Raw genomic sequence first — 23,695 nt, forward strand, 5'->3', positions numbered from 1 at the left:
AGTCGGTCATGGTTCGATGCCGTCGAGGGCGATGTCGACCAGTTGGTCGAGATCGAGGTCGGCCAGGGCGTCGGTCTCGGGCGCCGTCGCCACGGAGCCGGCGGCGGCGAGCCGCAGCAGCGGATCGAGCAGCCCCTCGGCCCGCAGCCCGGCCAGCGGAACGGTCGCGAGGATCCGGCGCAGCTCGGCGTCGTCCACGGCCGGCTCGGGCGGCCGCTGCTCGCCGCCGGCCAGTTCCCGCCGCAGCCGCGCGGCCACGGCGCCCGGCGTGGGATGGTCGAAGACCAGCGTCACCGGCAGCCGCAGCCCGGTGCTCGACCCGAGCCGGTTGCGCAGCTCGAGCGCGGTCAGCGAGTCGAAGCCGAGCTCGCGGAAGGCCTTGCCGGACGGCAGGGGGCGGTCCATGCCCAGCACCTCGCCGGCGCGACGGCGCACGAGGTCCTCCAGGACGCGCAGCTGCTCGTCCTCGGCCAGGGCGCCCAGCCGGTCGATCAGCTCCGCGTCGCGGCCGCCGGGCGCGGTCCGGGGCCCGGCCGGCACGAGCGCCCGCAGGATCGCCGGGATGTCCCCGGAGCCGGCCCGGCCGCGGAGGACGGCGAGGTCGAGATTCATCGGCGCCACCACGGGATCGGTGCCGGTGAGCGCGAGGTCGAAGAGGTGCAGTGCGTCCTCGGCGGTCATCTCGCGGAACCCGAGGCGGTGGTCGCGCCGCAGGTCGACGTCGCCGAGACGGCCGGCCATGCCGCCACGCTCGGCCCACAGGCCCCAGGCCAGCGAAAGCGCCGGCAGCCCTCGGGCGTGCCGGTGCCGGGCCAGGCCGTCGAGGGCGGCGTTGGCGGCCGCGTATCCGGCCTGTCCGGCCCCGCCGAGGAGGCCGGCGGCGGAGGAGAACAGGACGAAGGCCGCCAGATCCAGGTTTTCGGTGGCCTCGTGCAGATTGAGGGCGCCGCCCACCTTGGCCCGCAGGACGCGGTCGACCTGCTCGGGCCGCACGTCGGTGAGGATCCCGTCGTCGAGGACGGCCGCGGTGTGCACCACGGCGGTGAGGGGATGCCCGGCCGGGATGCCGGCGATCAGCTCACGGACCGCCGCGGCGTCGCCGACGTCGCAGGCCCGCACGGTCGCGGTGGCGCCGAGCCCGCTCAGCTCGGCGACCAGCTCGGCCGTACCCGGCGCGGCGGGGCCCCGCCGGCTCACCAGCACCAGGTTCGTGACGCCGTGCCGGGTCACGAGGTGGCGGGCCACCAGCGGGGCGAGGCCGCCGCCGGCGCCGGTGACGAGCACCGTGCCGCCGGGCCGCCAGCCGAGTTCCCCGGCGGCCCGCGGGGGTAGCGGAGTCAGCCGGAGGGTGTGCAGCTCGCCGTGGCGCAGGGCCACTTGCGGCTCGCCGGTGGCCACGGCCGCCCGGGCCTCGGACTCGCCGGCCCGCCCGTTCTCGGTCACCAGCAGCACGAGGCGGCCCGGATGCTCGGCCTGAGCGGTGCGGATCAGGCCACGGACCGCGTGCCCGGCCGGGTCGTCATCGTCCGGGACGGTCACGACGAGGGTCGCCGCACCCCGGTCGGCGGACAACCAGGCCCGCACCGCCTTCAGGACGTCCGATACGGCGGCGTGGACATCGCCGGCGCCGGTCGCCGTCAGCACCTCGATCTCCGGTGCCGGGGCGGCGCCGGCCTCGGCGGGCACCCATGCCGGTCGGTACAGGCGGCCGGCGCCGGCGACGCGGCCGGCACGGGCCGGCCGGGCAACGTACGACTCGGCGGCGAGCACCGGACGACCGTCGGAATCGGTCACGGCCAGCGCCACGGCGTCGTCGCCGGCCGGGGACATCCGTACCCGCAAGCTGGTCGCCGTCGTCGCGAACGTCCGCAGCCCCTGCCACGAGAACGGCATCAGGACCTGATCGCCGGTGTGTGGCCACGCCGCCTCCCGCACCTGCAGCACCGCGTCCAGCAGCGCCGGATGCGGGCCGCTCCACCGGTCGGCCACTGCCGTCTCGGGGAGCCCTACCTCGGCGTACACGTCGGCGCCGGCCCGCCAGACCCGCCGTACACCCTGGAAGACCGGGCCGTACCCGACGCCGGCCTCGGCGATCCGCGCATAGAGATCGGTGACACCGACCGGTGCGGAGCCGGCCGGGGGCCAGGCGCCCGCCGGGAGAGCGGCGGATTCCGTGGCCGGCGCGGCCGCGAGCCAGCCGTCGGCGAAGGACGACCATGGCTCCTCGCCGCCGGCCGGGCGGAAGAAGAACCGCAGCGCGCGGCGGCCGTCGTTCTCGGCGCCGGCCCGCAGTTGCACCTCGATGTCGCCGGTCAACGGCACCGGGACGTGCAGGACCAGTTCGTCCACGGACGCCGGGCCGATCCGCTCGGCCGCGTGCAGGGCCATCTCGGCGACCACGGTGCCGGGCAGCACCGGCACGCCGCCGACGGTGTGGTCCGCCAGCCAGGGGTGGCGCCGCACCGAGACGTCGCCCACCAGCGTCCACTGGCCGCTTTCCGGATCGGGAACGGCGACGGGAAGCAGCGGGTGCTCGCCCCGGGACCGGCCGGACCCGGGCACCAGCCAGAACCGCTCGCGTTGGAAGGGGTAGAGCGGCAGGCTGATCCGCTCGCCGGGCGACAGGCGCGCCCAGTTCACCTCGGCGCCGCGCACCGCGGCCTCGGCGACGGCCAGGGCCATGCGCCGGGCGCCGCAGTCGCCACGCTTCATGGTCGCCACCACGGCCGGGTCGGGCAGAGCCGTCTCGACCACCTGGCGTACGGCGGTCAGGAGCACGGGATGCGGGCTGACCTCGACGTACGTATCGAAGCCGCGCTCCGCGAGCTGCTCGATCACCGGCGCGAACCGGACCGGGCGGCGCAGGTTCTCGTACCAGTACGCGGCGTGGACCTCGCCCTCCTCGAGGGGCCGGCTCGTGACAGTGGAGTACATGGGCACGGCCGGCGTGCGCGGGGTGACCGGTTCCAGCAGCTCCAGCAGTTCGTCCCGGATCGCGCTGACGTGCGGGGAGTGCGAGGCGTAGTCGACGGCGATCCGCCGCACCCGCACCTGCTCCGCGGTCATCACGGCGATCAGGTCGTCCAGGGCGTCGGCGTCGCCCGCCACCACCACCGCGGCCGGGCCGTTGTACGCCGCGACGCAGAGCCGTCCGCCGTACGGCTCCAGCCGCGCCGTCACCTCCTCGGCGGGCAGCGCCACCGAGGCCATCCCGCCCCGCCCGGCGATCCGGCGCAGCGCGGAGCTGCGCAACGCCACGATCCGCGCCGCGTCGGCCAGGGACAGCGCGCCGGCCACGTACGCCGCGGCGATCTCGCCCTGCGAGTGCCCCACGACGGCGGCCGGTTCCACTCCGGCCCACCGCCAGGCCGCGGCGAGCGAGACCATCACCGCGAACAGCACCGGCTGCACCACGTCGACCCGATCGAGGGCGGGCGCGCCGTCCGCCTCGCGCAGCACGTCCAGCAGCGACCAGTCCAGGTACGGCGCGAGAGCCTGCTCGCAGGCGGCCATCTCGCGCGCGAAGGGCTCGGACTCGGCGAGCATCCGGACCGCCATGCCGGCCCACTGCGATCCCTGGCCGGGGAAGACGAACACCGGCCGCCGGGCGCCGTCGGCGGTGCCGTGGACGACGTGCGGCGACTCGCGCCCGGCCGCGAACGCCGCGAGATCGTCGAGCAGCGCCTCGCGGTCGGGGCCGACGACGACCGCTCGTTCGGCCAGCGCGGCCCGGTGCACGCCGAGGGTGCGGGCGACGTCCCCGGCCGCGATCTCCGGGTGGCGCCGCAGGAAGTCGTGCAGCCGGCGCGCCTGCTCGCGCAACGCCCCGGGGTCACGCGCCGAGAGGGGCCAGGCCAGCGCCGCCGGCGGTACGGCCGGCCGGGCCGGCGCGGGCGGCGCGGCGGGCGCCTCCTCGAGAATGACGTGGGCGTTCGTGCCGCTGATCCCGAAGGAGGAGACGGCGGCGCGGCGCGGCCGCGGGCCGGCCGGCCAGGCCTCGGCCTCGTCGAGCAGCCGCACGCCGCCGGAGTCCCAGTCCACCTCCGGCGTCGGCCGGCCGGCGTGCAGGGTGCGCGGGAGCCGCTCGTGCCGCAGCGCCTCGACCATCTTGATCACGCCGGCCACGCCGGCCGCGGCCTGGGTGTGCCCGATGTTCGACTTGATCGACCCGAGCCACAGCGGCCGCTCCGGACCGCGCTCCCGGCCGTAGACGGCGATCAGCGCCTCGGCCTCGATCGGGTCGCCGAGCCGGGTGCCGGTGCCGTGTCCCTCCACGACGTCGACATCGGCCGGTGCCAGCCCGGCGCCGTCCAGGGCACGCCGGATCACCCGCTGCTGGGCCGGGCCGTTCGGTGCGGTGAGGCCGTTGCTGGCGCCGTCCGAGTTGACCGCGGAGCCGCGGACGACGGCGAGCACCGGGTGGCCGTGCCGGAGGGCGTCGGACAACCGCTCCAGCACCAGCATCCCCGCGCCCTCCGACCAGCCCGTGCCGTCCGCCTCGGCCGCATAGGGTTTGCAGCGGCCGTCGGGAGCCAGCCCGCGCTGGCGGCTGAACTCGACGAACGTGTCCGGGGTGGCCATCACCGTGGCGCCGCCGGCGAGCGCCAGCGAGCATTCGCCCGAGCGCAGCGACCGGGCGGCCAGGTGCAGGGCGACCAGCGAGGAGGAGCAGGCGGTGTCGACGGAGACCGCGGGCCCCTCGAAGCCGAACGAGTACGCGATCCGACCGGACATGACGCTGCCGGCGGTACCGGTCAGCAGGTAGCCGCCGAGCGACTCCGGTGCGTCCTGGGGCCGGGTGCCGTAGTCGTGGTACATGACACCGGCGAAGACGCCGGTGTCGCTGCCGCGCATCGCGTCCGGGTCGATGCCGGCGTGCTCAAACGCCTCCCAGGCGGTCTCCAGCAGCAGCCGGTGCTGCGGATCCATGGCCAGCGCCTCGCGGGGGGAGATGCCGAAGAAGGCGGCGTCGAAGGCGGCGGCGTCGTACAGGAAACCGCCGTGCCGGGTGTACGACGTGCCGGGGTGCTCGGGGTCCGGGTGGTAGAGGGCCGCCAGATCCCAGCCGCGGTCGGCCGGGAAGTCGCTCACGGCGTCGACGCCGCCGTCGACCAGGCGCCACAGCTGCTCCGGGGTGGTCACCCCGCCGGGATAGCGGCAGGCCATGCCGACCACCGCGACCGGCTCGTCCACCGGGCGGGCGGGCGCCGTGGCGAGGTCGGCGGCGGGAGGCGGGGCCAGCGTCTCGAGGACGGCCCGGGTGACCGCCCGCGGCGTGGGGTGGTCGAAGACGAGGCCGGCGGGCAGGCGGGCACCCGTCGCCGCCGCCAGGCCGTCGCGCAGCTCGACCGCGCTGAGCGAGTCGAAACCGAGCTCCTTGAAGGTCCGGTCGGCCGGCACGGCGTCCGCACCGGAATGGCCGAGCACCGCGGCGACCCGGGCCCGCACCAGGTCCAGCAGGTACGCCTCGCGGTCCTCGCCGGACATGTCGCGCAGCCGCCGCACGACCCCGTTACCGGCGGCCGGGACGGGTGGCCGGCGGTCACCGAGCAGGCCCCGCAACACGGGCGGGACAGCCCGGGCGCGGTGGTCGAGCCGCAGCGGCACGCAGACCGGCTCGGCGGTGCGGCAGGCGGCGTCGAACAGCTCCAGCGCCTGGGCCGGGGCGAGCGGTGCCAGGCCGAGACCGGCGAGCCGCCGCTGGTCGGCGCCGGCCAGGCCACCCACCATGCCGTCCTCGACGTCCCATGGCCCCCAGGCGAGGGAGGTGGCCACGAGACCGGCCGCGCGGCGCCGCACGGCCAGCTCGTCGAGCACCGCGTTGGCCGCCGCGTAGGCCGCCTGTCCGGCGGTGCCCAGGATGCCCGCCACGGAGGAGAACAGCACGAAGGCGGTCAGCTCGGTGCCCCGGGTCAACTCGTCGAGCAGGAGCGCCCCGCCGGCCTTGGCCGCCAGCACCTCGTCCATCCGGTCACCGGTCAGCTCGCGCACCGGGGCGTCGCCGAGGACGCCGGCCGCGTGGACGATCCCGCGCAGCGGCGCGGCGGGGGAGATCCGCGCCAGCACCTCGGCCAGGCCGGCGGGGTCGGCGACGTCGCCAGCCACGACCCGCACCTCGGCCCCGGCCGCGCTCAGCTCGGCGACGAGCTCGCCGGCTCCTTCGGCGGCCGGGCCGCGACGGCCGGTGAGCACGAGATGCCGTACGCCCCACCGGGTCACCAGGTGGCGGGCGATCAGCCGGCCGAGCGCGCCGGTGCCCCCGGTGACCAGTACCGTGCCGTCCGGCCCGAACGGCACGGCGTCGCCGCCGGCCGGCGCGGGCAGGGCGGCCAGCCGTGGTTCGAGCACCACGCCGTCCCGGACGGCCAGTTCGGCCCGATCGACCACGGGAGTCTCGGCGCCGTCGTCGAGGTCGAGCAGCCCGAACCGGCCGGGGTGCTCGGTCTCGGCCGACCGCAGCACACCCCGCACGGCCGCCGCCTCGAGGGAGGCGGCGCCGCGGAGAACGATCACCAGGCGGCCGGTGCCCTCCTCGAGCCAGGGCCGCACCCGCGCCAGCGCCCACCGGGCGGCCCGCGCCGGATCCCCGGCGCCGGGAAAGTCGACGAATACCGCCTCGCCCTCGGCGGCCGGATCGGTGACCGGCGTCCACTCCGTACGGTAGAGGGCCCCGGATCCCGTGCCGGCGAAGCGCTCGGCGGAGACCGGGCGCAGCGACAGCGAGCCGATGGTCGCCACCGGCCGGCCCGCCTCGTCGGCCGCGTCCACCCGCACCCGGTCAGCGCCGAGCGTCGACACCCGGACACGCAGACCGGTCCGGCCGGCGCCGTCCAGGTCCACCCCGGTCCACGAGAAGGGCAGCACGGGCCGGCCCGTCAGGTCGTCCATGTCCGCGGCCAGCCCGACGGCGTGCAGGGCGGCGTCGAGCAGCGCCGGATGCACGGCGAAAGCGCTCGCGTCGGCATGCAGTGCCGGGTCGAGCTCCACCTCGGCGAAGACCTCCGGCCCGCGCCGCCACGCCGCGCTCAGCCCGCGGAAGGCGGGGCCGTAGGTGAGACCGGCCGCGTCCAGGCCGGTGTAACGGTCGGTCAGGTCCACCGGTTCGGCCCCGGCCGGCGGCCACACGGCGGCCCATCCGGTGGCGGGCGGCGGCGTGGCCACGCCGAGCACCCCGGAGGCGTGCCTCGTCCACGGTCGATCGTCGGGCCCGGCGGCGGGCCGGACGTGCACGGTGACCGGGCAACCGCCGTCCGCCGCGGCCGGGCCCACCGCGACCTGGATCGCGACGTCGTCCGCGCCGATCAGCAACGGCTCGTGCAGGGTCAGCTCGGACACCTCGCCGAGCCCGCACCGGCGCGCCGCCTGGGCGGCCAGCTCGACCCAGACCGTGCCGGGCAGCACGGTGGCGCCGTGCACGACGTGGTCCTCGAGCCACGGCTGCGCCGCCCGCGACACCCGGCCGGTGAAGACCCGGCCGCCGGAGTCCGGCAACGGCACGGCGGCGCCGAGCAGGGGATGCCGCACGGCGCCCAGGCCCAGTCCCTCCGCGCTCGCCGAGGCGGGCCGAGCCGGCAGCCAGTGGTGCCGGCGACGGAACGGATAGGTCGGCAGGTCGATCCGGCGGCCGCCGCCGAGCGCCGCCCAGTCCACGTCCGCGCCCGCCACCCAGGCCCGGGCCAGCGCGTCGCCGACCGTGGCGACCTCAGGACGGTCACGGCGCAGCAGCGAGACCATCGCCGGGCCCTCGGGCACGCAGTCGCGCACCGCAGCGGCGAGCGTCCCGTCGGGCCCGGCCTCGACGTACGCGGTGACGCCCTGACCGTCCAGCCAGCGCACGCCCTCGGCGAACCGGACGGTCTCGCGCACCTGCCGCACCCAGTAGTCCGGTGAGCTCGCCTGCTCGGCGGTGAGCGGACGGCCGGTGAGGTTGGAGACGACCGGGATCCGCGGCTCGCGCGGCGACACCGTCCCGGCCACCCGGCGGAACTCGGCCAGCATGCCGTCCATGTGCCGGGAGTGGAAGGCGTGGCTGACCCGCAGGCGCCGGGTCCGCCGGCCCTCGCCCGCCCAGATCCGGTCCAGCCGGTCGATCGCGGCGGCGTCGCCGGAGACCACCACCGCGCGGGGCCCGTTGACCGCGGCCAGATCCACCGCCTCGCCCAGGCCGGCCAGGGCGTCCACGACCTCCCGCTCGCCCGCCTCGACGGCCAGCATGGCCCCGCCCGCCGGCATCGACTGCATCAGCGCCCCGCGGGCGGCCACCAGCCGGGCCGCGTCGGCGGGCGAGAAGACTCCGGCCGCGCACGCGGCGGACAGCTCGCCGATCGAGTGGCCGAGCAGATAGTGCGCGGTCATCCCGGCGCTCTCCAGGAACCGGAAGAGCGCGACCTCGACCGCGAAGAGCGCCGGCTGGGCGTGCGCCGTGCGCTCGAGGTCACCGGTGCGCAGCAGCTCCCGGACGGGGCGCTCCAGGTGCTCGTTCAGGTGGGTGGTGATCTCGTCGAAGGCGGCGGCGAAGGCCGGCGCGGCCCGGTACAGCTCGTCCGCCATGCCGGCCCGCTGGCTGCCCTGACCGGTGAAGAGCACGGCCACCCGGCCCGGTTCGGGCGCCGTGCCGGTGACGATCATCGGGCCGGTCTCCCCGGCGGCGAGCCGGTCGAGGGCGTCCCGGTCGCCGCCGAGCACGACGGCGCGGTGCCGCAACGCCGACCGGCCCCTCGCCAGCGAGTGACTCACGTCGGCCGGGTCGGCCCGGTCGAGCACCCGCGACAGCCGGGCCGCCTGCGCGGGCAGCACGGCCGGGTCCTTCGCCGACAGCACGAACGCGGGCGGCCCGGCCAGCAGCGGCGAGCGTGGCGGGACGGGCTCCTCGTCGGGCGCCTCCTGCAGGATCAGATGCGCGTTCGTGCCGCTGATGCCGAACGACGACACGGCGGCGCGGCGCGGCCGGGAGCCGGCCGGCGGCCAGGGCCGCGCGCTCCGCAGCAGCGAGACGGCGCCCGCCGACCAGTCCACGTGGCCGGACGGCTCGTCGGCGTGCAGCGTGCGCGGCATGACGCCGTGCCGCATCGCCAGCACCAGTTTGATCACGCCGGCCACCCCGGCCGCGGCCTGCGCATGCCCGATGTTCGACTTGATCGAGCCGAGCCACAGCGGCCCGGCGCCGGTCTCCCGCTGCCCGTACGTGGCCAGCAGCGCCTGCGCCTCGATCGGGTCGCCGAGCGCGGTGCCGGTGCCGTGGGCCTCGAGCAAGTCCACGTCGGCGACGGTGAGCCCGGCGGAGGCGAGGGCGTCGTGGATCACCCGCTCCTGCGCGGGCCCGTTCGGCGCGGTCAGCCCGTTGCTGGCGCCGTCGGAGTTGACCGCCGAGCCGCGCACGACGGCGAGCACGGGGTGGCCGTTACGGCGAGCGTCAGAGAGCCGCTCCAGCAACAGCAGACCGGCGCCCTCGCCCAGCGACGTGCCGTCCGCGCCGGCGCCGAACGCCTTGCAGCGCGCGTCCGGCGCGAGACCGCGCTGCCGGCTGAACTCGACGAGCAGACCGGGCGTGGCCATCACGGTCGCCCCGCCGGCCAGCGCCATCGTGCACTCACCGGCCCGCAGCGACCGGATCGCCAGGTGCAGCGCCACCAGAGAGGACGAGCAGGCGGTGTCCACGGTGAGCGCCGGGCCCCGCAGGCCGAGCGCGTAGGCCAGCCGGCCGGAGGCGACGCTGGTGGTGGTGCCGGTGAGCACGTGGCCCTCCGCCTCCGGCGGCACCAGGGCGCTCGGCGCGTAGTCCTGTGCGATGGCGCCGACGAAGACACCGGTGCGGCTGCCGTCCAGCGAGTGCGGGTCGATGCCGGCCCGCTCCACCGTCTCCCAGGCCACCTCCAGCAGCAGCCGCTGCTGCGGATCCATGGCCGCGGCCTCGCGCGGTCCCAGGCCGAAGAAGCCGGCGTCGAACTCGCCCGCGCCGTCGAGAAAGCCGCCCTCGCGGACGTAGCAGGTGCCGGTGACCGCGGGGTCGGGGTCGTAGAGCTCGCCGAGGTCCCAGCCGCGGTCGGCCGGGAAGCCGCGGATCGCGTCGACCTCGCCGGCCACCAGGTCCCACAGCTTCTCCGGGGTGTCCGCGCCGCCGGGGTACCGGCAGGCCATGCCGACGATCGCGACCGGCTCGGCCGCCTCGGTGGTGAGCCGCCGGTTCTCCTTGCGCAGGGCCTCGGCGTCCTTGAGAGCCGAGCGGAGGGCGGCGACGAGCTGGTCGGTCGATGCGGTCATCGGTGCTCCGATTCCGGGTTCGCGCTCAGTGCCATCACAATCAGCGCCTCGGCGTCCATCTCGTCGATGTCGCCGGCCGGCGCGCCGTCGCCCGCGGCGGGCGGCGGGGACGGGGGCGGAGACGGGCGCGGTGGGATCAGCAGCTCGCCGATCCGGCCGGCCAGTCGCTCCAGGGTGGGGAAGTCGAACACCGCGGAGGCCGGTAGGCGCAGCCCCGCCGCCCGGCTCAGCCGGTTGCGCAGCTCCACCGAGGTCAGCGAGTCGAAGCCGAGAGCCCGGAACGACTGGCCGGGCGTGACCGTCTCCCGGCCGCCCCGGCCCAGCACCGCGGCGGCGTGCTCGCGGACGAGGCCGACCAGGTAGTCGCCGCGCTCCACGGTGGACATGGCCCGCAGCCGGCCGGCCAGGTCCGGCTCCGGCCGCGACGGGGTGGCCTCGGGCGGCGCCGGCGCCCGGTCCAGCCGGGCGGCCACCAGGACCGCCTCGTCGCGGTCCCGGGCCAGGTCGTACGCGGCGAGCCCGGCGGCCGTGCTCATCGGCGCCACGCCCGCCTGCCGCATCCGTTCGCGGTCACGATCGGTCATCCGGCCGGTCATCCCGCTCGCCTCGGCCCAGAGGCCCCAGGCGAGCGACCGGGCCGGCCGGCCCTGTGCGCGCCGCACCGAGGCCAGGGCGTCCAGGGAGGCGTTGGCGGCGGCGTAGTTGGCCTGCCCGGCTCCGCCGAGCACGCCGACCACCGACGAGAAGAGCACGAACTCGGCCAGGTCCAGATCCTGGGTCAGCTCGTGCAGGTGCCAGGCGGCCCGAGTCTTCGGTGCCATCACGGCGGCCAGGCGGTCGCGATCCTGGGCCGTGACCACGGCGTCGTCGAGCACACCGGCCGCGTGCACCACGGCGGTGAGCGGATGCTCGGCCGGGATCCGGGCGAGCACCCGGGCCAGGCTCGCACGGTCGGCGACGTCGCACGCGACCACGTCCACGTCGACACCGGCCGCGGTGAGTTCGGCGATCGTCGCGGCGGCGCCCTCGGCCGCGGCCCCGGACCGGCTCAGCAGCAGCAACCGGCGCAGCCCGTGCTCGACGGCCAGGTGCCGCGCCGTCACCAGGCCCAGCCCGCCGGTGCCGCCGGTGACCAGGACCGTCCCGTGGCGGCCGGGCCGAGCCGGCACGGTGAGCACCAGCTTGCCGCCCGGGCCGCCCTGGCTGAGCGACCGGAACAGCTCCGGCGCGCGGCGCACGTCGGCGAAACGGACCGGGGGCGGGCGCAGTCCACCCTCGGCGAACAGGTCGAGCACCGCGCGCAGCATCCGCTGGATCTCCTCCGGCGGCAGTTCGGTGAGATCGAAGGCCGCGTAGTGGACGCCACGGTGCTGCTCGGCCACCTGCGCCGGGTCGCGCGGGTCGGTCTTGCCCATCTCCACGAACCGGCCGCCCGGTGCGAGCAGCCGCAGCGAGACGTCGACGAAGTCGCCGGCCAGCGCGTTGAGCACCACGTCGATGCCGGCCGGACCGGCCGCCGCGCGCAGGCGGTCCTCGAAGCCGAGGTCCCGGGACGAGGCGATCCGTTCCTCGGGCAGGCCGGCGGCGCGCAGGGCGGGCCACTTGGCGGGGGCGGCGGTGCCGTACACCCGCGCGCCGAGATGGAGGCCGAGCTGGACCGCGGCGGTGCCGACCCCACCGGCGGCCGCGTGCACCAGCAACGACTCTCCGGGCCGCAGCGCCGCCAGGCCGACCAGGGCGTGGTAGGCGGTCAGGTAGGCCACCGGAACGCTCGCGGCCGTGCCGAAGGACCAGCCGGCCGGGATCGGCACCACCAGCCGGTGGTCGGTCACCACGGTCGGCCCGTAGGAGCCGCGCATGAGGCCCATCACCCGGTCGCCGGCCCTCAGCCCGCGCACCCCGGCGCCGGTCTCCAGCACGACCCCCGCGCCCTCCAGGCCCAGCGCTCCCGCCTCGCCCGGGTAGAGCCCGAGCGCGTTGAGGACGTCGCGGAAGTTCATCCCGGCGGCCCGGACGGCGACCCGGATCTCGTGCTCCGCGAGCGGCGCCGCGGCCTCGGGGCACGGCACCGGCCGCAGGGTGTCCAAGGTGCCCCGGACCGGGTTCTCCAGGCGCCAGGGCCCGTCGGGAACCGGCGGCAGATCGTCCCCGGTAACCGGGTTCAGCCGCGGCACCCGGACGCGGCCGCCGCGGACGGCCGCCTGCCCGCCCGGCACCGCCAGCGCCGCCCGCAGCGTCTCGGCCGGCACCGGCCCGTCCACGTCGAGCAGGGCGAACGCGCCGGGGTGCTCGGTGCGAGCGGTCCGGATCAGGCCCCACATCGCCGCCTGGACGGGGTCGATCGGCCCGTCCACGGCTCCGGAGGTGACGATCACCAACCGCGCCGGCGGCTGCCGGTCCTCGCCCAGCCACTCCTGCACCACGTCGAGGAGCCGGTGGGTCGCCGTCAGCGTCCGCTCGGCCACGGTGCCCTCGTCGACGCACGGGTCGGGGCAGAACAGCACGGTCGCGGCCTCCGGGGCGGCCGGCGGCTCGCCGAGGGCGCCGGCGAGCCCGTACCGATCCGGGCCCCGCAGCACCACCCCGGGCGGCCCGGCCGGTGCGCCCGCGGGCGCCTCGACCCAGTCGAGCCGATGCAGCAGTGTGCCGCCGGCGGCGGGCGGGCGCATCAGCAGCGAGCCGGCGACGGCCACCGGGCGGTCCGCCGGATCGGTGAGCAGCAGCGAGAAGCGGTCCGCGGCCAGGCGGGTGGCCCGGACCCGCAGGACGGTCGCGCCCGGGCGGTACAGCACCACGTCGGTCCAGGCGAACGGCAACGCCGGTGTGCCACCGCCGAGCAGGACCGTCTGCGCGGCCGCGTCCAGCAGCGCCGGATGCAGGCCGTAACCCGCCGCATCACTCCGCCGGTCGTCGTCGAGCTCGACCTCGGCGCAGATCATGGCGTCGCCCGCCCACGCCCGCCGCACGCCGCGGAAGGCGCCGCCGTAGGCGAAACCGGCCTCGGCCAGCGCGCCGTACTCGGCTTCGAGGTCGACCTCCCGCGCCCCCTCCGGCGGCCACGCCCCGGCCGGGACGCCGGGCTCCGGTGGCCGCTCGGCGGTGACCACGGCGGTGCCGTGCCGCGTCCAGGACGAGCCGTCACGCGACCGCACGACGACGGTGCGGCGGCCGGTCTCGTCGGGCGCGCCGACGCCGGCTTGCAGGGCGACCGTCGCACCCGGCCGCAGCCGCAGCGGCGCCTCGAGCGTCAGCTCCTCGATGCGGCCGTGGGTGACCGAGTCCACCAGGTCCACGAAGGCGGCCGCCGGCAGCATGGCCGTGCCGAGGATGTGATGGCCGGCCAGCCACGGGTGCGCGTCGAGGCCCAGGCGCCCGGTGTGCAGGCGGCCGCCGTCGGGCAGGTCGACCTCGGCGCCGAGCAGAGGATGCGCGGCCCGGTCCAGGCCGAGTTGGGCCGGATCGTCGCGACCGGGAGCGGTCAGCCAGTACGAGTCGGTCCGGAACGGATAGGTGGGCAGGTCGACCCGGCGCCCGCCCGCGCCGAAGGCGGACCAGTCGACCGGTACGCCGGCCACGTACAGCTCGCCCGCCGAGGCGAGGAACCTCTCCAGGCCGCCTTCGTCGCGGCGGAGAGTTCCGACGGCAACGCCGCGGCCCACCTCGTCGAGCGTCTCCTGGATGCCGTAGACGAGGACCGGATGGGGGCTGACTTCGACGAACACCGTGTGCCCGTCCTCGTGCAGGGCCGACACGGCCGGCTGGAAGCGGACCGGCTCGCGCAGGTTGCGGTACCAGTAGCCGGCGTCCAGCCGGGACGTGTCGACGGCCTCGGCGGTGACGGTCGACAGGAACGTGATCGGCGCCGAGCGGGGCTCGATCGACGCGAGCTCCTGGTGCAGGAGGTCGCGCAGCGGCTCGACACCGGCGCTGTGCGAGGCGTAGTCGACCGGGATGAGGCGGGCGCGCACCCCCTCCGCCGTGAGATCTTCGACCAGCTGCCGTACGGCACCGGCGTCCCCGGCGACCACGGTGCTGGTGGGACCGTTCAAGGCCGCGACGGCCGGCCCGCCGTCGCCCAGCCGGTCCGCCACCTCGGCCGCCGGCAGGCCGATCGAGGCCATCGCGCCGGAGCCGGCGATCGAGCGGAGCGCCTTGCCCCGCAGGGCCACGACCCGGGCCGCGTCCTCCAGGCTCAGGGCGCCCGCCACGTACGCCGCGGCGATCTCGCCCTGGGAATGCCCGGCCACCGCGTCCGGTGTCACGCCGGCCGTGCGCCACAGCTCGGCGAGCGCGACCATCACCGCGAACAGGGCCGGCTGGACCACGTCGACCCGCTCCGGCGGCGGGGCGCCGGGCTCACCCCGGAGCACCGCGGTGAGCGACCAGTCGACGTGCGGCCGAAGCGCGCGCTCGCACGCGGCGATCTGCCGGGCGAACGGCTCCGACTCGGCCAGCAGCCGCACGGCCATGCCCTGCCACTGGGTGCCCTGACCGGGAAAGACGAAGACGACGCGGCCCTGCTCGGCGACCGTGCCCACGGCCACTCCGGCCGGTGTGCCGCCCGCGGCCAGCGCCTCGAGCCGGCCGGTCAGCTCGGCCTCGTCGCGGCCCGTGACGACAGCCCGGTAAGCCAGGGCAGTGCGACGCGCCAGGGTGGCGGCCACGTCGCGGGGGTTGAGTCCGGCCACGGCGCCGGCGAGACGCCTCGCGTGGTCGGTCAGGGCCGCCGGATCGTTCGCCGACAGCGGCCAGGGCACGACGCCCGGCTCGGGCTCGGGCTCCTGCTCCGGCTCCTGCTCCTGCTCCGGCTCCGCGTGCTCGAGGACGACGTGGGCGTTCGTGCCGGAGATGCCGAACGAGGACACCCCGGCCCGGCGCGGGTGGTCCGGCGCCGGCCACGGCCGCGCCGCGGTCAGCAGCCGCACGGCGCCGCCGGTCCAGTCGGCGAACGGTGTCGGCTCGTCGACGTGCAGCGTCGCCGGCAGCGTCCCGTGGCGCATCGCCATCACCATCTTGATCACACCGGCCATGCCGGCCGCAGCCTGGGCGTGCCCGATGTTCGACTTGATCGATCCGAGCCACAGGGGCCGGTCGGCGGGCCGTTGGGCGCCGTAGGTGGCGAGCAGCGCCCCGGCCTCGATCGGGTCGCCGAGCCGGGTGCCGGTGCCGTGCGCCTCGACCGCGTCCACATCGGCCGGTCGCAGTCCCGCCGACGCGAGGGCCTGGCGGATCACCCGCTGCTGGGCCGGCCCGTTCGGCGCGGCCAGCCCGTTGCTGGCACCGTCGGAGTTGACCGCCGACCCGCGCAGCAACGCCAGCACCGGATGGCCCTTGCGCCGCGCCTCGGAGAGTCGTTCCAGCACCAGGACGGCCGCGCCCTCGGCCCACGCGGTGCCGTCCGCGGCGGCGGCGAACGGCTTGCACCGTCCGTCCGGCGCGAGTCCCCGCTGGCGGCTGAACTCGGTGAACAGCCCCGGATCGGTCATCACGCAAGCCCCGCCCACCAGCGCCGTCGTGCACTCGCCGGCGAGCAGCGAGGCCCGCGCCAGATGCATGGCGACCAGCGACGAGGAGCAGGCGGTGTCGACCGTGAGCGCGGGCCCCTCCAGGCCGAGCACGTACGCGAGGCGCCCGGACGCGACGCTGACCGAGCCGCCGGTGAGCAGGTGCCCGCCCAGCTCGGGCGGTGCCTCGCTGAGCCGCGGGCCGTACTGCTGGCTCATGACGCCCATGAAGACCCCGGTCCGGGTGCCGCGCAGCTCCTCGGCGGCGATGCCGGCCCGTTCGAGCGCCTCCCAGCCGGTCTGCAGCAGCAGCCGCTGCTGCGGGTCCATGGCCAGCGCCTCCCGGGCCGAGATCCCGAAGAGGCCGGCGTCGAACCGGTCGGCGTCGTGCAGGAAGCCGCCGGCCCGGGCGTACGTGGTGCCGGGCCGGTCGGGGTCCGGGTCGAAGAGCGCGCCGAGGTCCCAGCCGCGGTTCTCGGGGAACGGCGTGATGGCGTCGCGTTCCTCGGCGAGCAGCCGCCAGAGCGCCTCGGGCGAGTCCACCCCGCCCGGGAACCGGCAGGCCATGGCGACGATCGCCACCGGCTCACCGGACGCGGCCACGCTCTCCTCCGGCTCAGGGGCCGCCGTCGCGCCGCCGAGGTGCCGGGCGAGCCGGGCCGGCGTCGGGTGGTCGAAGATCATGGCGGGGGTGGCGCGGACGCCGAGCGCGACGGCGAGCCGTCCACGCAGGTCCACCGCCATCGCGGAGTCGAGCCCCAGTTCCTTGAAGGTGCGAGCCGGGTCGATGTCGTCGGCCGACGAGTACCCCAGGGTGCCGGCGACCGCGGCCCGTACCGTTCGCAGCAGCGATCGGCTGTCGTTCGCGGGCACGGCTTCCGGTGCGGCGGCGCCCCCGCTGAACGTGTCCAGCCAGTAGCGCCGGCGCTGGAACGGGTAGGTGGGCAGTCGCGCCGGCGGCCCGCCCGGCCGCGGCACCACCGCCGTCCAGTCCACCGCGAGCCCTCGGACGTACGCCTGAGCGGCCGAGGTGAGCAGCCGCCGCAGGCCACCCTCGCCGCGCCGGAGCGAGCCGACGGTGACCACGTCCTCGCCCGCGCCGTCGGCCGTGTCCTGCACCGGTCCGACGAGCACCGGGTGCGGGCTCATCTCGACGAACGTGTGGTGTCCCTCGGCGATCAACCGCTGGACCGCGGGAGCGAAGCGGACTGGCCGTCGCAGGTTGCCGTACCAGTAGTCGGCGCCGAGCGCGGTGGTGTCGATCCGCTCGCCGGTGACGGTGGAGTAGAAGGCGGTCGTGGCCGAGCGCGGCCGGATCCCGGCCAGCGCGGCGGTCAGCGGCCCGGCCAGCGGCTCGACGCCCGCCGCGTGCGACGCGTAGTCCACCTGGATCCATCGTGCCCGCACGCCGGCCTCGGTCAGCGCGGCCACCAGCCGTTCCAGGCCGGCCCGCTCGCCCGAGACCACCGTCGCGGCCGGCCCGTTGACCGCCGCGACCTCGACACCGCCGGCGGCGAGCCGGGCCAGCCACCCGTCCACCTCCTCGGCGCCCAGCGCCACCGAGACCATGCCGCCGGTGCCGGCCAGCTCGCGCAGGGCACGGCTGCGCAGGGCGACGATCCGAGCCGCGTCGTCCAGGTCGAGGGCCCCGGCGACGTACGCGGCCGCGATCTCGCCCTGCGAGTGCCCGGCGACCGCGTCCGGGTGGACACCCAGCTCGCGCCAGAGCGCGGCGAGGCCGACCATCATGGCGAACAGCACCGGCTGCACGACGTCCACCCGGTCGAGCGAAGCCGCGCCCGGCGCCCCGGTCACCACGTCGAGCAGCGACCAGTCCACGTACGGCCCGAGGGCGCTCGCCGACTGGTCGATGCTCTCCCGGAAGGCCCGCGACGTCCGGTACAGCTCGCCGGCCATGCCGTCCCACTGTGCGCCCTGGCCGGGGAAGACGAAGACCGTGCCGCCTCGCTCGGTCGCCACCCCGGTGACCGCGCCGGGCGCCGGCTCTCCCTCGGCCAGCAGGCCGAGCTGGGCTCGCAGCTCGGCCGGCCCGGTGAGGAGCACGGCGCGATGCGCGAAGGCGGTCCGGGTGCGCACCAGCGCCGAGGCGACCCCGTCCGGCCCGTCGGCCAGCCGCTCGGCCAGCCGCCCGGCCGTCTCCCGCAGCGCCTGCGGGTCCCGGGCGCTCAGCACGAACGGTGCCGCCGGCTCCCCGGGCTCCGCCTGCTCGCCGGCCGGCCAGGACGGAGGTCCGGCGACGACCACGTGACAGTTCGTGCCGCCCATCCCCCACGCGCTCACTCCGGCCAGGCGCGGTCCCTCGGGCCACGGCCCCGCCTCGGTCCGCACGCGCAGGTTGAGCCGGTCCAGCGGGATGTCCTCGGGAGCGGCACGGAAGTTCAGACCGGCGACCAGTTCGCCGCGATCGACGCAGAGCAGAACCTTGAGCAGGCCGGCCAGGCCCGCGGCCGCCTCCAGATGCCCGATGTTGGTCTTGACCGAGCCGACCTGCAGCGGCTCGGTACGCCCGTCGGCCGCGCCGGCCGCCTCGCCCAGTGCGGCCGCCTCCACCGGGTCACCGGCGCGGGTCCCGGTGCCGTGCAGCTCGACGTACCGCACCGCCGCCGGATCCACACCGGCGTCCCGGTACGCCTCGTGCAGCACGGCCGCCTGGGCCCGCGCGTCGGGGTCGGTCAGCGACCGGCCGCCGCCGTCGTTGTTCACGGCGCTGCCGCGCAGCACGCCGACCACCCGGTCCCCGTCGGCCAGCGCCCGGCTCAGCGGTTTGAGCAGCAGGCAGACGCCGCCCTCGCCGCGGGCGTAGCCGTTGGCCGCCGTGTCGAAGGTGTGGCAGACGCCGTCGGGCGACAGGCCGCCGAATCGTTCGGTGCTGAGCACCCGCTCCGGCAGCAGGTTGAGATTGACCGCGACGACGAGCGCGGCCTCGCACTCGCCGGCCCGCAGGCTGCGCATCGCGAGGTGCACCGCGACCAGCGACGACGACTGCCCGGTGTCGGCCACCAGGCTGGGCCCGGTCAGACCGAACGAGAAGGACAGCCGGTTCGCGATCATCCCGCGGTGGCCGCCGGTCAGGGAGTTCGGCGTGGGCTCGACGCCGTCCCGGTACGCCAGCGCGGCGTAGTCGTCCCACATGGCGCCGGCGAAGACGCCGGTGCGGGTGCCATGTAGCCGAGCGGGCACGGCACCGGCCGACTCCATCGCCTCCCACGCGAGTTCCAGGGCGAGGCGCTGCTGCGGATCCATGACCGCGGCCTCGCGGGGCGCGATGCCGAAGAACGCCGCGTCGAACCCGGCGACGTCCTCGAGGAACCCGCCCCGGCGGGCCGCCTCCCCGACACCCGCGGCGGCCTCACCGCGGTCCGGCCACGGCGTGCCGAGCGCGTCTCGCCCCGCGCGCAGCAACTGCCAGAACGCGTCCGGGTTGTCGGCGCCCGGCAGCCGGCACGACATGCCGACGACCGCGATGGCTCGATCGATGTCATCACCGGTGCGCTCCGCCGCCGGCCGGGTTCCTGGTGCCGACACGCTTCCTCCTGCGCTAGGTCGACCACTGCCCGCCGTCACGGTGACGGCGCGACGCGGATCAGCTCGGCGGCGTCTGCACCGGCCGCGAGAAAATGCCGATCTGATTGCCGGAGGGGTCGTGCAGATGGGCGAAGATCGTGCCGTCCGGGCCGGTCGACTTCTCCGGCGGGGAAACGACTTTGCCGCCGGCCTCGACCGCCTTGGCGCAGGCCTGTTCGACGTCCTCGACCTGGATGCAGATGATCGCCCAGTTGAACGCCTTCTCGTTCACCCGGTTGTCCCACAGGCCGCCGTACGCGGACTTCTCGGACGGCGTACGAATGATGCTGTACGGATTTCCGTGCCCGGGCGAGAAGACCCAGCCGAACAGTTCTCCATAGAAATGCTCGACGGCCTCCGGCGCATCGGTGGAGATTTCGAAGGCGGCCACGCCGTTCAGCAGCGGCCGCCGCGGGTCATCCACGGGCTGGACTTTGTCGGCCATGAGACTCCCTCGTCGCTTATTGATTCCGCACCGCGATCAAGATGCGCGAAAAGCTTATGCAGCCACCCCTTGCAAACGCCTTGTGAGAGGAGCGAAGCCTTTCTTGCAATCGCCTTGCAGCCCGATGGCACACCATTGCCCGGGCGACCGGACGGCCAATATCGTGCTGACCTGGAGAACTGACGTTTCACCATTGTCGGCTAGGAGAGAACGTGACGACACAAACGCCGGGCACCACCCCCGACCAGGTTTCCGATTTCTATGACGTCTACAACTCGCTGCTGCGCAAGTACTGGGACGACAACTTCCACTTCGGCTACTGGCTCGACGACACCGACGACAGTTCCGTGGCCGTGGCGACCGATCGGTTCACCGACATCATGATCGGCAAACTGCCGGTGGGACCCGGCGCGCGCGTGCTCGACGTGGGCTGCGGCATCGGCAAGCCGGCCGTCCGCCTCGCCCAGAAGACCGGCGCCTCGGTGGTCGGCATCTCGATCAACCAGCAGCAGGTGGACGAGGGCAACGCCCGCGCCGCCGCCGAGGGTCTCGCCGGCCGGGTCTCGTTCCGCCCGGCCAACGCGCTGGAGTTGCCGTTCGAGGACGGCTCCTTCGACGCCGTGCTCGCGTTCGAATCCATCTGCCACATGCCCCGGCTCCCCGCCCTGCGGGAGATGTCCCGCGTCCTCAAGCCGGGCGGACGCATCGCCCTGACCGACCTCATCAAGCTCGATGACTCGGACGGCAGCGCCGCCGACGCCGGCTTCGAGACCCAGGCGCTACCGCGCTACTCCGACTATCCGGCGCTGACGGCCGCCGCCCGCGTCGAGATCGACGAGCTGACCGACGTCAGTGCCCACACCAACCGCACGTACGCGGCCATGGCCGAGGGCATCACCCGCGGCACCGACGAGATCGTCGAGCAGTTCGGCCCGGGAGTGGTGAACGTTCTGCAGGCGGTCGCCGCCCCGCTGGGCCCCTCCGCCAGCGTCGGCTGCCTCATCATGGCCGGCCACAAAGCCGGCTGACACGGCCCGCCCGGGCCCGGCACCCGCCGGGCCCGGGCGGAACAAGGCCAGGAACGCGACAGAGGGCGACGGCATCCGCCGTCGCCCTCGCCGTTGGCGATCGCTACGCCTCACGTGGTCGCCGCGAGCGGCCGGCCGCGGCCCGAGCGGCGCAGGCGTGCCCGCTCCTCCGGGGTGAAGGGCGGTTCGCGGAGCTCCGGGTGCGTGGGCCCGGAGCGCAGCGCGGCCACCACCTCGGGCGCGCCCAGGCACTCCGACGAGGACGACAGGGTGGTCACCTCGACCACCGCGGCGCTCACCACCGGCTGGCGGGTGGCCGTCGCGCCGACCAGGTCGGCGAACCTCTGCCGTGTCCCCGCGTGCCGGTTCAGGCGCGGGTCCCGGCTGACCGTGCGGCAGTCCGGGAAGCAGATGTCCTGTGAGGTCGCCAGGGTCCACGGCTCGTCGACGACGGCGGCCACGCCTCGCATGACACGCCGGGCGAACTCGCCCGGTTCGCCGCCACGGCGCAGCTCGGCCTCGAGCACGCCGGCGCCACGGGCGGCCGCGACCATGCCATGGCCGTAGACCGGGTTGAACGCGGCCACCGCGTCGCCGAGCACCACCAGACCGTCCGGCCACTGCGGGAGCGCCTCGTAGTAGAGCCGCCGGTTCGCCGTGCTGCGCGACCGCTGGACCGAGGTCAGCGGTTCGGCCGCCGCCACGAGCTCGGCGATGATCGGATCCCGGAGGGTGCCGGCGAATCGGAGGAAGTCGTCGTCGCCGGCGGGCGGCTCGCCGCCGCGCGTACCGGAGAGCGTGACGATCCAGCGGCCGCCGTCGATCGGCAGCAGCTGCCCGTTGCGGCCCGGCTGCCCATCACGGTGATCGGCGTGGATGCTGACCCCGGGGAAGTCGTCGCCCGCCCAGTCCGGCATCCGGAAGGTGCGGGTGGCGTAGGTGATCCCGCTGTCCACGACGTCCTCGGGGGTTTCGCCGGCACCGAGTCCGGCCAGCCAGCGGCGCATGACCGACGCCCGGCCCGTGGTGTCCACCACGAGGTCGGCCGGCAGCTCGCTCGTGCTTCCGTCGGCGACCGACCGGAGCCGCACCCCGGTCACCCGCCGGGCGTCGCCGGTCACGCCGACCGCCTGCGTGCCGCCGCGCAGGGTGACGCGCTCGCCGGCCAGGGCGCGGCGCCGCACCAGATGGTCGAGCAACGGCCGGCCACAGGAGATCATGTATTGCGATTCCGGGAAGCGGTGCTGCCAGCCGAAGGCGGTCAGCGACACGTGCTGTCGCGGGATGCCGATACGCCTCGCCCCGGCCGCGAACAGCTCGGCGGTCATGCCGGGCAGGATCCGGTCGATGGCCCGGCCGCCGCTCGACCACAGCTGGTGCACATGGCGGGCCTGCGGTAGACCGGTGCGCGGCCGCGGCTCCAGGGGCAGGTCGTCGCGGTCGACGACCGTGACGGCCCCGTAGTGGCGGGCCAGCACGGCCGCCGCGAGGACGCCGGCCAGGCTGGCTCCCAGGACGACGGCATGCCCGCCGGTTCGAGATCCCGTCATTGCTGTCTCCAAGAGCTCCGGACGCCCGTGATCAGGGGCAACAGCGCGTCGGTGATCGTGTTGATCACTTCGGACCGGCGGTCGGCCAGGAAGAAGTGCCCGCCGCGGAACACGTGCATGGCGAAGGGGCCGGTGGTGACGTCCTCCCACGCCTCGGCGTCGGCGATGCTGGTCTTGGGATCGCTGTCGCCGGTGAGCACGGTGATCGGGGCGGCGACCCGGGATCCCGGCACCATCCGGTACCGCTCGATCGCGGTGTAGTCACTGCGGACGGCCGGCAGGATCATCGCGAGCAACTCCCGGTCGTCCAGGAAGCGGGTGTCGGTGCCGCTCAGCTTGCGCAGTTCCCGGACCACCCCGGCGTCGTCGAGCCGGTGCACATTCTCGTCCTCGCGGGACCGGGTCGGTGATCGCCGGCCGGAGGCGAAGAGCATGCTGGGGCGCACCCCGTCCGCCTCGAGCCGCAGCGCCACCTCGAAGGCCAGAGCGGCGCCCATGCTGTGCCCGAAGAGCGCGAGCGGGCGGTCGGCGAGAGGGCGCACCGCCTCGGTGACCCGCTCGGCCAGCACCATCAGGTCGTCGATCGGCGGGTCGAGGCGCCGGTCCTGCCGGGCCGGGTACTGCACGACCCCGCATTCGATGGTCGGCGCCAGGGACTCCGACATCGGGAAGAAGTAGCTCGCCGAGGCGCCCGCGTGGGGAAATGCGATCAGGCGAACCGCGGCGTCGCCAGAGCGGTGAAAGCGCCGAACCCACAGTTCGACGTTGGCATCTGCCGTCATTGTCCCGTTTCTCTCTCCGGCTACCGCCGTTCGCCGGTCACCTTGTAGGAGCCGAACGTGCCGACCTCGACCTCGCCGGTCATCGCGTCGGCACCCTGCAGGGTCATGTCGAAGCGAGTGGCCCACTCGATCGGCTGCTTGCGGTAGACGGTCCAGCGGACGCGATCACCGACGAGGGAGCCCTCCACGATGTCCTCCGTGGTGCCGAGGCCGGTGTACTTGCCGCCGACCTCGCCGGCGTCGGTGACGAAATCGGCGGTGGCGTAGTTGTCGCCCATCGGGCTCGACAGCGTCAGCTGCCAGGTTCCATCCAGACTCACGTGCCGTCCCTCTCTTCGCTTGTATCGACCGGAGTCACTGCCGCCGGGGGCGTGGGCCGGCCCGATCCCGAGGCGGGGAAGGCCTGAACGCGCAGCTCAGACGGCCTCGGCCCGATCAAGCTATAGCGGGCGGCCGAGCACGGCCAACCCCTAATCACGACCCCCTGACCAGCGGGCGACCCAAGGACAGTGGACGTCAGCGACGGGGCGGACACCCCTAC

The 23,695-nt window shown here is 75.6% G+C and carries 7 protein-coding genes; 1 reads left to right on the forward strand and 6 read right to left on the reverse strand.

The window, feature by feature from the left end; translation table 11 throughout:
* Nucleotides 1–6: 6 nt before the first annotated feature.
* Genes ACGFJ7_RS03385 through ACGFJ7_RS03395 form a run of 3 tightly spaced genes read right to left on the reverse strand, consistent with a single transcriptional unit; the run spans nt 7 to nt 19,794 of the window.
* Nucleotides 7–10,260 (reverse strand): SDR family NAD(P)-dependent oxidoreductase, encoded by a 10,254-nt coding sequence (locus ACGFJ7_RS03385; protein WP_392640619.1) that lies wholly within the window; start codon nt 10,258–10,260, stop codon nt 7–9.
* On the reverse strand, nt 10,257–19,310 hold the full coding sequence (locus ACGFJ7_RS03390; RefSeq protein ID WP_392640622.1) for an SDR family NAD(P)-dependent oxidoreductase: 9,054 nt from the start codon (nt 19,308–19,310) through the stop codon (nt 10,257–10,259). Before ACGFJ7_RS03390 ends, ACGFJ7_RS03385 begins: the two co-directional genes overlap by 4 nt.
* 58 nt (nt 19,311–19,368) lie before the next feature.
* Nucleotides 19,369–19,794, reverse strand: a complete 426-nt coding sequence (locus tag ACGFJ7_RS03395; protein ID WP_392640625.1) for a VOC family protein — start codon at nt 19,792–19,794, stop codon at nt 19,369–19,371.
* 212 nt (nt 19,795–20,006) lie between these two features.
* Here ACGFJ7_RS03395 and ACGFJ7_RS03400 point away from each other — a divergent pair, with 212 nt between their 5' ends.
* Complete coding sequence (locus tag ACGFJ7_RS03400) at nt 20,007–20,822, forward strand: SAM-dependent methyltransferase (protein WP_392640627.1); 816 nt, start codon at nt 20,007–20,009, stop codon at nt 20,820–20,822.
* A gap of 110 nt (nt 20,823–20,932) precedes the next feature.
* Here the strand turns inward: ACGFJ7_RS03400 and ACGFJ7_RS03405 are convergent, their stop codons facing one another.
* From ACGFJ7_RS03405 to ACGFJ7_RS03415, 3 genes are read right to left on the reverse strand one after another with little or no spacing between them, the layout of a single operon-like run.
* Nucleotides 20,933–22,372 carry an FAD-dependent monooxygenase gene (locus tag ACGFJ7_RS03405; protein ID WP_392640630.1) on the reverse strand — a complete coding sequence of 480 codons (1,440 nt, stop codon included), beginning with the start codon at nt 22,370–22,372 and terminating at the stop codon, nt 20,933–20,935.
* Nucleotides 22,369–23,154, reverse strand: coding sequence for an alpha/beta fold hydrolase (locus tag ACGFJ7_RS03410; protein WP_360242666.1), 786 nt, complete (start codon nt 23,152–23,154; stop codon nt 22,369–22,371). The genes ACGFJ7_RS03405 and ACGFJ7_RS03410 overlap by 4 nt, the downstream gene beginning before the upstream one ends.
* Before the next feature lie 20 nt (nt 23,155–23,174).
* Nucleotides 23,175–23,474, reverse strand: a complete 300-nt coding sequence (locus ACGFJ7_RS03415) for a hypothetical protein (protein WP_360242669.1) — start codon at nt 23,472–23,474, stop codon at nt 23,175–23,177.
* Between the last annotated feature and the right edge of the window lie 221 nt (nt 23,475–23,695).

The organism is Actinoplanes sp. NPDC048988 (assembly GCF_043197815.1).
GTDB lineage: Bacteria > Actinomycetota > Actinomycetes > Mycobacteriales > Micromonosporaceae > Actinoplanes.